The organism is Acetobacterium sp. KB-1, from assembly GCF_003260995.1.
Classification (GTDB): Bacteria; Bacillota; Clostridia; order Eubacteriales; family Eubacteriaceae; genus Acetobacterium; species Acetobacterium carbinolicum.
Map to the genome: position 1 here is coordinate 3,866,646 of NZ_CP030040.1, position 12,695 is coordinate 3,879,340.

Consider the following 12,695-nt stretch of genomic DNA (forward strand, 5'->3'; position numbering starts at 1 on the left):
ATAACACAAAATTATCAAAAAAAGACTTTTAATATGAATCTCAATGTGCTATAATAACGTTCGTGGCCAACGGAAGTATCCTAGGTCACGATATGCGTGCCCTTGGCTCAGCTGGATAGAGCGTTCGGCTACGAACCGGAAGGTCGGGGGTTCGAATCCCTCAGGGCACGCCATTTATATGTACGACAAGATCAATTTCTATTTCACCATCTTCCAGGATGGTGATTTTTTTTACGTACTTTTGGAAACATTCCTTCAATTTGTTTTCATCCATCGTTCTGATATTGTCCATACCAATTATCATTTTGATATCTTCAAGTGATGGAATCATATTTTCCATATTTTCTTCATAATTTCGAATCTCACGTTCAAGATTGTTTCTTTTGGCTTCAAACTGAGTCAAACGTTCTTTCATTGTTTCGTGATACATCCCATCAACAACAGCATCAACAATTCGAGCAATTTGAATATTTGTTTTTTCTAGTTCGGATTTTAGACCAGAAAGTCTTTTTAGTTGATGGTCGTTTTGAGTTATGGCGTAGTTTTGAATATATTTGGCAGTAGCTTCCAGGCCATTTTCTGAGAATAATCGTTTTTCAAGTTCGTTAACAACGGCTGTTTCAAGTAATTCTTTGGAAACAGATTTAGCGTCACATTCACCCTTATTATGTTTGTTGCTACAAACGTAATAGAAATTATGGTATGATCGTGAACTCCGATGATGGCCGCAATAAGCTGATCCGCACTTACCACAGGTGATAAGGCCGGATAGGGGATAGACATATTTTGCTTTGTATGAAGCTGTTTTTCGTTTGTTACTACTCATTCTTTCACGTACTTCCTGCCATTGACTATCTTCAATAATAGCTGGGATGCCTCCCTTAATTCTAATTATTTCGCTTTCGTCCTTAACACTCCGTCTATTTGCGCCATAGAGCCTTCTATTGGCGACTTTATTATAGGTATAGAAACCAATGTACTTATCATTATTTAAGACTTCATATAGCGAATTTTTACCAAAAGGTTTATTGCGTTTAGTTAATCTGCCAGCAGTATTAAGTTTCTCAGATATTTCACTATATCCGGAATTACGAAGGTAAAGATCAAAAATCATTCTTACAGTGTCAGCTTCATAATCATTGATTATGTATTTTTTTGTTTGAGGGTCGACATCATAGCCCAAAGGGGGGATTCCACCGTTATGCTGGCATTTTAAGGCGTTTTCTTTCAATCCCTTGAAGGTTTCTCTTGCCAGATTTTTACTGTAGTATTCGGCCATGCCTTCCAGAACTGATTCCAGAATGATGCTTTCGGGACTATCATCCAATCGTTCCAGGACAGAAAAGAGTTTAACACCAGCTTTTTTTAAACGACGCTTATACAAAGCGCTGTCGTAACGATCCCTCGAAAAGCGATCCAGCTTATGAACAACGATTGCATCAAATTGATTCATTTCAGCATCATCGATCATTTCAAGGAATCCTGGTCTTTCGTCGGATAAGCCGGATCTGATTTCATCGGTGTATATATTGATGATTTGATAGTTTTCTTTTTTGCAGTATTCTCTGATGGCTCTGAGTTGTGCATCAATGCTTTCAGTTCGCTGATTATCTGATGAGAATCGGGCATAAGCGACAATTTTTAAATTTGGCATGGAGAAAATCCTTTCTACATTGAAGGTAAAATGCTAAATAACAATAAATCTATTGATGAAAAAACGCACTGGTAATCCTATATTTGCAGTAGCCGTAGATATTTTAATGAAGGTATATTTATTATGAAAGGAAAGATTATAAGGAGCTATTAATCGTCTAAATATGTTTCTACAAACCACTCATTATTATGTAATGCTCTATATAATGCAGATTTCCAACTATTTTGATCGTGTTTTTCACAACTGTTCTTAGTATCAAGCAAATCTTCATAGAGTGCTTTTATCCCTGCAGTTCTTTTGATTTTTTTTAGTTTATACTTTACATTTAAAATTTCATCTATTGCCTGAACACGAAATAGGTGTTCTAAATCAAAAAGTATAAAATGAGTTATTATTCTTTGATAAAGAGAGATATCGTAATTAGCAGGTTTAACGGTGTTAAATTGTATTGATATATTTGATGATGTATTATCTTTCTTTATCTCAGAAGTTAACCATATCTCATCGTCGATGTTATCATAATATGGATGCAAGTGAGTTTGTTCAAACGTTTCAAATTGTTTTTTTCCTTTAATTTTATTGCAGTCGAAGCAAGCTGGTACTAAATTAATAGGTGAAATTGCAAGGGAGGGGAATAGTTGTTTACTCATAAAATGGTCAAGAGTTGAAACAATCCTAACTCCGCACAATGGACATTTTTCGTTTGGGGCTGATATTTTAATTTTTTCATAATGAATTCTACCAGGCTGTTTTTGTTTTGAAAATTTATTGTTGTATAGGTCTACCATTTCTTTTGTACTTAATATATCATTAGTATTATCGTGAGGAACCAACAAATGGACACTGTTTTCTAACATACTGGAGTCAAAATGATCTGTATAATCTTTAATAAAAGGAATAGACTCAGTGAATTTTCTTTTCAGTTCTTCATTTTCGTAATTAGATACACAGTCAGTGATGATATCTTCAATGTTATTTTCAGGCTTTTCTATCCTTTTCATTATTCTGTTTCCTTTTCTTTTAAAGCGACTAATATTCTAAGTAAAGCTTTTGCTTCATCCCCTAATTCGTTGTTAAAAACATCGAAAACGGTTTCTAAATCGTAATCTTCTTTTTTTAGAACTTCTTTTAATAGATGATGGAATCCAGATTTTTCAACTTCTAAACCAAATACTTCTCTATTTAATGCATTAATATTAGTTCCAAAAGTTTCTTGTTGTAGGTTCTCCAGAGAGATGAAATATTTTGATCTTTGCATTTTCCAAACACAACTAGAAGGTACTTCTTGAAGTATGATAGGTGAATGCGTAGCAAGGATTGAAACAGCATTCTTTTCTGTTAGAATATCAGATAATGCTCTGGTAAAAGCTGATAATAAAGGGGGATGTAGATGTGTTTCTGGTTCATCAATGATAATTAATGATTTTTCTTCAATAACTTCAACTAATTGAGTTATTATTAATAAAATAATCTTATGACCTGAACTTAAACGCGTAAATATATCACATGTTTCTTTAGAAAATTTGGTTTGGTCTTCATTAAATACAATTTTGGAAATTAATGATTCCTCGAAATAATTGTCGTAATTTAGAATCCCCATTGCATTTTGCCAAAGTTTACTTTTCGATTTACTAGAAAGGATCTTAAATAAACTGTTAGAAAATTGTATGGAAAGCTCATTAACTCTTGAAGCAGCACTTTTTTCGTTGTTTAAACCAATAAAAATCATAGATTTGACTTGGGAAAATATGGCTGACGGAAAATCATCAAAAGCGCTAAAGCCAACGCAAATTACATTTGCAAATAAATTGCTAGCTGGTAATTTTTCGTTGTTTCTGGGATCGAAAAAAAAGCCGTTTTCCGCATCATTATTACTAGTAATCACTTTAATAAGGTTTTTTATAAAGTAAGTTTTCCCTACGCCGTTTCGTCCAATAATTATGTGAATATTGGTAGGAGGATTAGATTCAGGTTTAACTCTGAAAGTTATTTTTGCTGGGTTGTTCACTACTAAAGTTTTTTCGTTAGTTTTTATAAGAGTTGGAAATGAATATCCAAATGAAAAATTTGTAAGTTTTGCACCACCATTAGCCACACGCGTAAATTGATTCGTTATCTCTTTTTCTGAAATATCTCTCATAAGGGAAATTTGTGTAACTCTTTGATTTTTATGCTTTTCAAAAAGAGCGATATTAAATGCCATATCATTTAATGAAGTGAGAACTTCTTCCCTGAGATTATCACCTAAATTTTTAAGGTTTTCATAGTATTCAACACTTTGACCAACTGAAAAAAAGATAGCATCTAAACGATCAAAATGTCTTGGAATATCTGCTCGACGTTGACCACTTTCCATATTAGTTTGACCTATTTTGATATTACCTATTTCAGTAGTTTTATTGGTTTTATCTATATATTTCAAGCAATACATTGTTGAAAATTCGAACCAATCGTCCCAACTATCTGTTTCTAATAAGAAACCCTCATCAATACGAAATTTTTCTATTTTAAATCTCATTATGTTTTACCTTACAAAATATTATTTTAGCCAAAAGTTTATGGGGCAGTAAAATGTGTTGAATTTAATTTTGCATGTCGATATTCGTGAAAATGTACTCTTTAGATACGGGGAACTTTCATTGATTCATATCCAAAGTGCATTCTCTAAAAATCAACTCATCAATTTAAGAAAATCCGTAATCATTTCTGTTAATTCGTAATGGATTATACCGTTGTCTTCGTACTTTTCAACTTCACGAATTCTCGCACCAGTCATTTTTGGCCAAAGTTTTATTAATACATCATTTTTACCTATATTGGTAGCGTGATTAATTATTTCCTTAGCATCATCTGTATCGGAATATTGGACGGTTTCTCTAACACAATCATAGTGGATATAGTTTTCAGGTTCTCTTTTTCTGGTTGTATAGGCTTTGATACCCTTTTTTCTTAATTCTGAGACTTTCTTAAAATTGTAAGTTTGTTCTGCTGCACCGTTGTCGGAATCTAACAAAATTCCCCAAGGTAGATAGAACTGATCTATTAGCTTTAAGTTAATCCAGTATTTTAAAGTTCCACAGCCTCCAATTGGAACGATCGCGAAATTTGCTTTTTCAAAAGTAGTTTCTAAAAAACCATCTTTATACAAACATTGTGCTGCGTGGTTTAGAAAGATAACATCACCAGGTCCCTCGACTAATATTATCGCACGAGTGTTCATGTTGATGGGATTAGGTAATACACCGAGCTCATTACATATTAACTCATATGTAGTATCACTATTTGACATCACTATTCTTTTTTCATCATCATTACTTTTGCTTAGAAATCTTAAATTTTCAATATTTATCATACTTGCCAAAGCCGGTGTATGAGTTGTTAAAATGATTTGTGTGTTTGGCGTATGTGATAATTCTAGAAATGCTTCAACTAATAGTGCTTGATGATCTGGATGCTGTGAAGTTTCTGGTTCTTCGAAAGCATATATTATGGATGAACTATTGGATTCTTTGAGCCGTCTTTCTGCTTCGGCTCTGAAAAAATTCAGTAAAATTAGCCGACGCACACCACTACCTCGTTTATTAATGGGAATGTTATTATCTGAATTTATAGATAATTTAAAAAGAGAATCGAATTTGGGTTCACTTTTAAATTCAGGAACTAACGAATTCGCCAAATCAGGCGACATTTCTTTCAGTTTTTCAAGGGTTCTTATTGCTGTATCAAGGGTTCTTTGTCGAACAGCTTCTTTAATATTTTCTAATTCTTCAGATACTTCAATTAAGGCTTGTTGAATAGCTATTTTCATTGGATCAGTAATTTCATTGTCATCATCTGTACTTGATCGGTCAGATTGAAATAATGCATACATTGGTAGATACAGTTTAAGATTATCATAGATTTTTTTTGCGTCTTCTTTATCTGCTGGTATAAGGATGACTTCTTTATAACAATTTTTATTAGTTAAACGGATTGCCTGGCGAATTTCTGCATTGATTGAGGCGTTATAGCTCTCTTTACTTATTTTAAGAGATTCAGCTCGCTTCTTAAGATCAGCATTTTTTAAAGTCAATAAGTCACTGTAGTCTGTATCGGAAGGATGAAGACATCTTATGAATACGCTTTCTTTGGGTTTAGCAGAAGTAGCTTTAAATATTTTCAAAATTTCAAGCTCTCCATTTTCGTTTAATAAAAATTCGTTTTCTAAACTTGTTTTGAAAGCAGCATCAATTGTTACTTGAGAAGGAAGGTCTGTAAAAGTACAAGTAATCTTGATGTTCTCGTCATTGCCAAGTCTATTGACCGATAAATCGTTTTTGTCACAAGTAACAATTGAATTGTTAAAGAATATCTCAAGTGCCTCAAGGATGGTTGATTTGCCTATATCATTTTTTCCAATAATTGCTGTTAGATTGTCGAAATTGATTTCTGTTTTATCCAGATATGCTCTAAAGTTTTCAATTGCTACTTTACTTAGTTTCATAAGACACTCCTAAATTTATTTATTGAGTTAAAATACTCTTAATATAATGTCCACAAATAGTTGGACACAAAATCCAGAAAATAAGATAAACTATACACATGAGTAGAAAACGACGAACCTGGACCCCAGAGGAAAAAGCAGCCCTCGTGCTGGAAATCCTCAGAGAAGAAAATACGTTAGCCGAGATCTCTAAGAAGTATGATGTATCTCAGCAATTATTAAGCCGCTGGAAAACCGAATTTATCGCCAATATGTCCGCCGTCTTCAATAAGAAAAATGAAGATGTTGACAAACTCAAACAAGAGCATGAAGATGAAAAGGAGCTGCTCGTAAAGAAAATAGGCGAATTAACATTGGATGTCGATTGGCTTAAAAAAAAACAAATCCAAATCTCTCAAATGAAGAAAAAAGAACGTTAATTGATTGGAAGCACCCTTTCTTAACCATAAAAAAACAGTGCCAACTTCTGACGCTATCGCGATCAACAGCTTATCATGAACCCATAGATGTTGCGCCATCCAAAGATGAAATCAATATCAAAAACGCCATTGATCGTATTCATTTTGAGGAGCCAGCCTATGGCGTCAGACGAATCAGGAATGAATTGCATAAACTGGGCTTTCATCAAGTAGGCAGGCGTCTTGTCAGGCGTTATATGATGGAAATGGATATTGTTTGTTTCTATCCCGGCCCCAATCTGAGTAAGCGAGCCAAAGCAGCCAAAACTTATCCCTACCTGCTGAGAAATCTTGAAATTAACCAACCGAATCAGGTGTGGTCCATTGACATTACTTATATAGGAACCCCAAATGGATTTGTGTATTTAACCGCTATTATTGACTGGTATTCCCGTTATATTGTGGGATACACCATCAGCAACACCTTGCAAACCGACATGGTCACCCGTGTTATAAAAACCGCCATTCAAACCTATGGTGCACCTGAGATCATTAACAGTGACCAGGGCAGTCAGTTTACGTCAAATGCCTATATTGACCTGATTAAAAGCTTTAAAACGACAAAAATCAGCATGGACGGTAAAGGCCGTGCTACCGACAATATTGCCATTGAACGGTTTTTTCGATCATATAAATGGGAACGCCTGTATTTGCTGTACCCGGAAACCGTCACTGAAGTGAGAGCCATGACAAAGGAATACATCGCTAAATATAACAATGAGCGAGGTCACCAGCGATTCAATTACAAAACACCGGCAGCTGTATTCTATGAAAATATGGCATTGGCTGCCTAATCAAAACGCGAAAGGAGATTTATCTAAAAATTTCTAATTTCGTGTCTTGACAAGCGTGTACATTATATAATATTGGATAAGTAAAATCCTGATATGAATGATTTTACTTAAATAATTAGTGCTAATAAGAAACCTATTATAAGAATATTTCATGAAATACCGATTTTGATTATCTTAATCAAGAAAGTGTTCCAATGAATATTAAGTAATATCGGTGTATGTCGAATGTTGATATTGGCCAACTCCGATGGTTATTTCAAATTGAGATCTGTATTATTACAAATTTGTCTGTTAATTAATGCTGTGATTATTTGAACCGCGACATTTTCAATGACTCTTAGTGATACTGATGAAAAGTCTGCAGTCACTTCTTTTGTATCAGCCCATACTCGATCATCTCGAATATTATCAAGAAATTTGTGACCATCCCATGTTAATGAGTGGATATGGATAACAGGAATTAAGTCGCTGATATAATTCATTTTTGTGGCCTCAATGAAATTTGCTTCAGAAAGTTTGACCGCTGTGTAAATTATGTCATGGTTTTCATAAGGTTTAAGAATTACATTCTGTGCACATAAAGAAGAACCATGCTGGAGGTTATCTTCAATGTATAGTAATAGATCTCGGACACAGTCATGGTTCAGCTTCATTGAAATTCACCTTCACTCGATGTAATTGATTTTTTAGTAGACGGTTGTACATATAATAGTTCTGGGAAAACTTGATAGTGCGATGAGAGGGAATAAGTTTGATCCATAAAAGAATACCTTTCAAATATAAATATGTGTTGATTAAGGAGTATAAATCAAGGGAATTTGCGAATTCTTGAGATTCAAAAATTAGCAACACACTATATCCTCGCTATTCTAGCCAACTTCTTTTTTCGAGAGAGTAGATGGGACAAGGCCGGACTTAAAACCACCGGTTTCATCATTGTGATTTGTTTCTTCACTAGTAATTTGCTTAACGATTTCTTCAATACGGCCAATAAGTTTAATCTGTTGTTGTTCATTTACTTTTCTGAACACTTCAAGTAATTCTTCTTCATTTTCAGTAAGCAAACTTTCGGACACTGAAAAATATGTAGAATACTCTTTAGGGTCATCAGAAACACACAAAAGATAATCGGTTGTAACTTTAAATATTTTTGCAAGTTCTTTGATCGTTTCAGCTGTTAAAGGAACTTTCTCAGATTCATATTTCAAAATAGCGGAATTTTTGACTTTGAGAATATAGCCTAATTGTGTTTGGGTCCAACTTTTTTCAGATCTTAAAAATATAATTCTATTCACAATCATTCCTCTAAACCTTTTAGTGATGTTGTAGGCTTAACTTCGCTATTCTATCCAACTTCTTTTTTCGAGAGAGTAGATGGGGCAGCGCTGGACTTAAAATCACCAGTTTCATTATTGTGATTTGTCTTTTCACTAGTAATTTGCTTAACAATTTCTTCAATACGGCCAATAAGTTTAATCTGCTGACGATCGTTTACTTTTCTTAGAATCTCAAGGACTTCTATTTCATTTTCAGCAAGTAAATTCGTAGTTTGGAATATTTGCTCCGTGCACATTTCAGGATAATCAGTTCGACCAAGCAAATAATCGGTAGACACATTAAAATAATCCGCAAGCTTGACCACAGTTTCAAGGTCAGGAACACTATAACCTGTTTCGTAATTCGATATGGTTGTTTTTCCCACATCTAAAATTTTTCCGAGTTCAGCTTGGTTAATATTTTTTTGTTGTCGAAGTGTTTTCAATCGCAGATTCATAAATCCCGGCTCCTGACTACTAGGTTTTTCATAATTATAACACTTATTCAAATAGTTTGAATAAAGTTCAAGATAATCAATATATCATTGAGAAATAAGTTGACAGTCCAATAAAATTGGACTATAATTGCAATATGAAGTCCAAATATGTTGGATAAAGTGAGGTTGTTATGAAATTAATATACACAGATAGATTAAAAGAAGAAAGAGAAAAATGCGGATACTCCTATGCTGATATGTCAAAACTACTAGGATATAAAAGCCCGAGTACTTACATGTACATAGAGAAAGGAAGAACTACACCGAAGTTAGATGTAATGATTTCGATATCGAGCATATTTTCTAAACCGATCGAATATTTTTTTAACTTCGAAGTCCAAGAAAATTGGATAAACAGAAGAGATTGAGCGGTGGAAGAATTGAAAATTACAAAAATAATCACGAGCTATGATCGAAAAACAGGAATGATCATAGATAGAAAAATTATCGATGACACAGAAAAAGTAGATCCACGTGTTTTCTTTCTTCCAATATTTGAGACCTTGCATCACCAGGTGTTGGTTGATGCAGTGAAAGCGATGAAGAATGATCTTTATGGAATCACGAAAAAGGAGTCGGCTTATGATGAAAGAAGTTAAGGTTAGAGTGAATCTCAATACTGGTAAATCGACTGTTATCCGGGAAAGAATCGTTGCTGAAGATCTTCATGGAACGGATGCATATTGTGAACATATCATCGAGCTGCTAGAGGAAAACAACCTATTTTCTGCTCCAGTTGATGATTTTTGGCAAACACCATTTATTGTAAATTAGTTTAGGAGGCACACAATGGATCAGGGTTTTGCGTTATACGTACAAGAACAAAATAAAGATGTGGAAACTGACCAAGTTCGAAAAGATTTTAGGATTTCTTTAACTGATAAACAGTATGCAAATTTAAAACTAAAAGCATATCAGGCCGGTTTTAAAAATTCAGGAGATTTTATTCAGTCTTTTATAGGTGACCTGACAGGCTGGTCTTCCAGTGGCAGCGATGAACGTGATCTGGCATATCAATGGTATCAACGGGCACATGGAATGAGTGAATTCTATTACTATTTCCATTATTTTCTTTTCAATTACGACTATGATTTAGTGATGATGTCTGAACTGCTGGAAGATGATGAGTATTTTAGCGAAGTTTATAATGAGTACATTATGGAAGCCGATGGTTAAGATGTTCAAAGCAAAGAAGATTGCATTCAGTTACTAAAAGAAATTGTTGAAGCAGGTATTGAATTATAAAGCATGGTTATGTAATGAAATTGCGTTATTATCGAATCAGTTAATATAATAATCACTATTTTGAAAAAAATTAGAGGTGAAAGTATGATAAACAGCGAACAAAAAAAATTAAAAGAGCAGTTAGACATCTGCGATGAATCATTGAAAAAACTAAAGAAAGAAAACAATCCATAATCGCCTATGACAAAAGCAGAAGAAAATAGAATATATGGAGTAATCCTTGGAATGATTTCTATATCTTTAGGTATGCAAATCATTGATATTGAGGAATCAGAGGAATTAAGTGTGAAATATGGCTTGATATAAGACCTTTTCGAACAAATCAAATGCATTTACATAAACCGACTCCATGCTGCGCATCTTTTTTATGGAAAAGAATATCGGTATTCATCTGGGTTCGAGTCCCAGCTTTTCCACCAGTACGATAGTTAAAAACTATCAGGCGATCATTGACAAAGATATAGAATGAATTGCGACTTCGTTCTATATTATATCACGTATCATGGAGATCCAAAGATCCCTTCGGTCGATGAGGCTAAGCGCCGAAACGGAATAGATTCATCTGTTTTGCTAAAATATTCTCGTGGTAGAGAATAAGCGCAATGACACGGGGAGATTTGGCTATGCAGCGCTTAATGGTGCCGGCTTATGTAGCGGGATTCAGTTCTGTCCATCCCTAACCAGGAGAACTCTATGGTATGCCCTCGATTGGGGAAGCGATGTCAAATGCAATCAAATAAAAAAATCCCGGACAGGGTTTAATAATCCTGTCCGGTAATTATACCCGATTTCAACTGAAATAAACAACGAATTTATTCTTAGACTGCTATTTTTCACTAAATCTTTGACATATGTTAAAGATTGTCGTTAAACCCTATGGAAATGAATAATCAATTTGCCTTTTTCTAAGGGTGCATTGATTTTTTATTTTATCAAAGAGAAAGGGGAAAACGATGCAATATCTAACTGAGTATGATTTAAACGCTATTGATAATAATACGTTTAGGGTGCCACGTTTTCTATTCAGCGGTTCTTACCAGAAGATCAGCGCTGATAGTAAACTATTGTTTGCGCTGATGATGGAAGGCCACTCAATGGTCTTAGAAGAGCTGAGTAATGAATCGGGATATTCGCTAACGCTAATTAAAAAGTGCTTGAATGAATTAGCAAAAGCGGGGTTAATCCAAGTTCATGATTCTTTGATACTGATAACGCAAATGCGGAGGATTCTATGAATTATTTTACGATGTATGATGCAGACCAGTTTGCATTCATTAGAGTACCTAAAGAATTAATGACTAATCCGGTGTATAAAACTCTGTCTGCAGAAAGCAAGCTGCTTTATGGGGTACTGTTAGACCGGGTAAGTTTATCCAGAAAGAATAACTGGGTTGACGAATTGGGGCGGGTATTCATTATCTACACCCGTAAAGAAATAATGGAAATTATGGGTGCTGCGGATAAGAAAATCACCAGACTCTTCAATGAATTGAAAGAAAAAAGTCTCGTTGAGGAAAAAAGACAGGGACTACAAAAACCAAATTTGATTTATGTTGGTAAGTTTCTTGAGAATATGATAGTAAATAGTAGAGCTCCCACAGAGATGGAAGAAATGCATTATAATTGCTATTTGTTGCAGAACCGTCAAAACAACGATTCTGGATACGTCAAAATGACGATTCCGGAACCGTCAAAACAACGACTAAATAATACTAATATAAATAATACTGATATTAGTAATACTGAGATTCTATTCAGTCAGTCAAACAATGTCTCGGCTAAAAATGAGTTAAGCATGAAAGATGGATTGACGGAATTTGAAAAGATTGATTTCTACTTTGAAACGAAAGTGTTTTCGGAGAATAGAGAATCACAAGTCAATGATCAAATTATCGATGATATTAAAATGAATTTGTTGGACATGTATTTTGCGCCTGCAACAGTGGTCAATGGTGACAGTAAATGCCAGGAGTTAGTGAGAGCAGCACTAATGCGTCTGGAGCCAATTCATATTGACAATATTATTCATAAATTTAAAAATATCACGGATCGAATTGTCAATTCAAAAGCATACATTCAAACCATGCTTTACAATGAATCACTCGAAACGAACCTGTTTATGGTTAACCAAGTGGCCATTGATATTGCTGACTGGAAGGATTAGTAGAACCTATGAAGATGACGCATATGGAGGAGCTGATCAAGATGGGAGGAGCGGCTTTTGACTAGTGGTAATGAAAACTTAAAG

Annotated in this window: 15 protein-coding genes and 1 tRNA gene; 9 read left to right on the plus strand and 7 right to left on the minus strand. The window is 34.3% G+C overall.

Annotated elements, in window-relative coordinates:
- Positions 1-96 precede the first annotated feature (96 nt).
- Positions 97-173, plus strand: a tRNA-Arg gene (locus DOZ58_RS17820).
- Here DOZ58_RS17820 and DOZ58_RS17825 read toward each other — a convergent pair.
- The 4 genes from DOZ58_RS17825 to DOZ58_RS17840 form a co-directional block, all read right to left on the minus strand.
- Positions 161-1,654, minus strand: a complete 1,494-nt coding sequence (locus DOZ58_RS17825; protein ID WP_111889537.1) for a recombinase family protein — start codon at positions 1,652-1,654, stop codon at positions 161-163. The two genes, DOZ58_RS17820 and DOZ58_RS17825, sit on opposite strands and share 13 nt — an antisense overlap.
- Before the next feature lie 149 nt (positions 1,655-1,803).
- Positions 1,804-2,655, minus strand: coding sequence for an HNH endonuclease (locus tag DOZ58_RS17830; RefSeq protein ID WP_111889538.1), 852 nt, complete (start codon positions 2,653-2,655; stop codon positions 1,804-1,806).
- Positions 2,655-4,172: an AAA family ATPase gene (locus DOZ58_RS17835; RefSeq protein WP_111889539.1), complete on the minus strand. Its 1,518-nt coding sequence runs from the start codon at positions 4,170-4,172 to the stop codon at positions 2,655-2,657. The genes DOZ58_RS17830 and DOZ58_RS17835 overlap by 1 nt, the downstream gene beginning before the upstream one ends.
- A gap of 153 nt (positions 4,173-4,325) precedes the next feature.
- On the minus strand, positions 4,326-6,137 hold the full coding sequence (locus tag DOZ58_RS17840; protein WP_111889540.1) for an ATP-dependent endonuclease: 1,812 nt from the start codon (positions 6,135-6,137) through the stop codon (positions 4,326-4,328).
- A 98-nt stretch (positions 6,138-6,235) separates the two neighbouring features.
- On the opposite strand from DOZ58_RS17840, the gene DOZ58_RS17845 reads away from it, so the two are divergent.
- Positions 6,236-7,389, plus strand: a protein-coding gene (locus tag DOZ58_RS17845; RefSeq protein ID WP_256372198.1) for an IS3 family transposase whose coding sequence is annotated in 2 segments (ribosomal slippage) — positions 6,236-6,518 and positions 6,518-7,389 — 1,155 coding nt in all. Because the reading frame shifts where the segments join, the coding sequence is not laid out codon by codon here.
- Positions 7,390-7,640: 251 nt separating this feature from the next.
- Here the strand turns inward: DOZ58_RS17845 and DOZ58_RS17850 are convergent.
- From DOZ58_RS17850 to DOZ58_RS17860, 3 genes are all read right to left on the minus strand, one after another.
- Positions 7,641-8,042: a DUF2513 domain-containing protein gene (locus DOZ58_RS17850; RefSeq protein WP_111889541.1), complete on the minus strand. Its 402-nt coding sequence runs from the start codon at positions 8,040-8,042 to the stop codon at positions 7,641-7,643.
- Between the two features lie 216 nt (positions 8,043-8,258).
- Positions 8,259-8,684: a helix-turn-helix domain-containing protein gene (locus DOZ58_RS17855; protein ID WP_162624563.1), complete on the minus strand. Its 426-nt coding sequence runs from the start codon at positions 8,682-8,684 to the stop codon at positions 8,259-8,261.
- A gap of 50 nt (positions 8,685-8,734) precedes the next feature.
- Positions 8,735-9,163, minus strand: coding sequence for a helix-turn-helix domain-containing protein (locus tag DOZ58_RS17860; RefSeq protein ID WP_111889543.1), 429 nt, complete (start codon positions 9,161-9,163; stop codon positions 8,735-8,737).
- Positions 9,164-9,333: 170 nt separating this feature from the next.
- Here DOZ58_RS17860 and DOZ58_RS19345 point away from each other — a divergent pair, with 170 nt between their 5' ends.
- The 7 genes from DOZ58_RS19345 (at position 9,334) to DOZ58_RS17890 (ending at position 12,611) form a co-directional block, all read left to right on the plus strand.
- On the plus strand, positions 9,334-9,570 hold the full coding sequence (locus DOZ58_RS19345) for a helix-turn-helix transcriptional regulator (RefSeq protein ID WP_111889544.1): 237 nt from the start codon (positions 9,334-9,336) through the stop codon (positions 9,568-9,570).
- Between the two features lie 3 nt (positions 9,571-9,573).
- Positions 9,574-9,801 carry a hypothetical protein gene (locus DOZ58_RS17870; protein ID WP_111889545.1) on the plus strand — a complete coding sequence of 76 codons (228 nt, stop codon included), beginning with the start codon at positions 9,574-9,576 and terminating at the stop codon, positions 9,799-9,801.
- A complete protein-coding gene (locus DOZ58_RS17875; RefSeq protein WP_111889546.1) occupies positions 9,785-9,976 on the plus strand; it encodes a hypothetical protein in 192 nt (63 codons plus the stop codon). The genes DOZ58_RS17870 and DOZ58_RS17875 overlap by 17 nt, the downstream gene beginning before the upstream one ends.
- Before the next feature lie 15 nt (positions 9,977-9,991).
- On the plus strand, positions 9,992-10,378 hold the full coding sequence (locus DOZ58_RS17880) for a hypothetical protein (RefSeq protein WP_242988540.1): 387 nt from the start codon (positions 9,992-9,994) through the stop codon (positions 10,376-10,378).
- A 249-nt stretch (positions 10,379-10,627) separates the two neighbouring features.
- Positions 10,628-10,753 carry a hypothetical protein gene (locus tag DOZ58_RS19145; protein ID WP_256372200.1) on the plus strand — a complete coding sequence of 42 codons (126 nt, stop codon included), beginning with the start codon at positions 10,628-10,630 and terminating at the stop codon, positions 10,751-10,753.
- 647 nt (positions 10,754-11,400) lie between these two features.
- Positions 11,401-11,682: a hypothetical protein gene (locus tag DOZ58_RS17885; RefSeq protein ID WP_111889547.1), complete on the plus strand. Its 282-nt coding sequence runs from the start codon at positions 11,401-11,403 to the stop codon at positions 11,680-11,682.
- Positions 11,679-12,611 carry a replication initiator protein A gene (locus DOZ58_RS17890; protein WP_111889548.1) on the plus strand — a complete coding sequence of 311 codons (933 nt, stop codon included), beginning with the start codon at positions 11,679-11,681 and terminating at the stop codon, positions 12,609-12,611. Before DOZ58_RS17885 ends, DOZ58_RS17890 begins: the two co-directional genes overlap by 4 nt.
- The last annotated feature ends 84 nt before the right edge of the window (positions 12,612-12,695 follow it).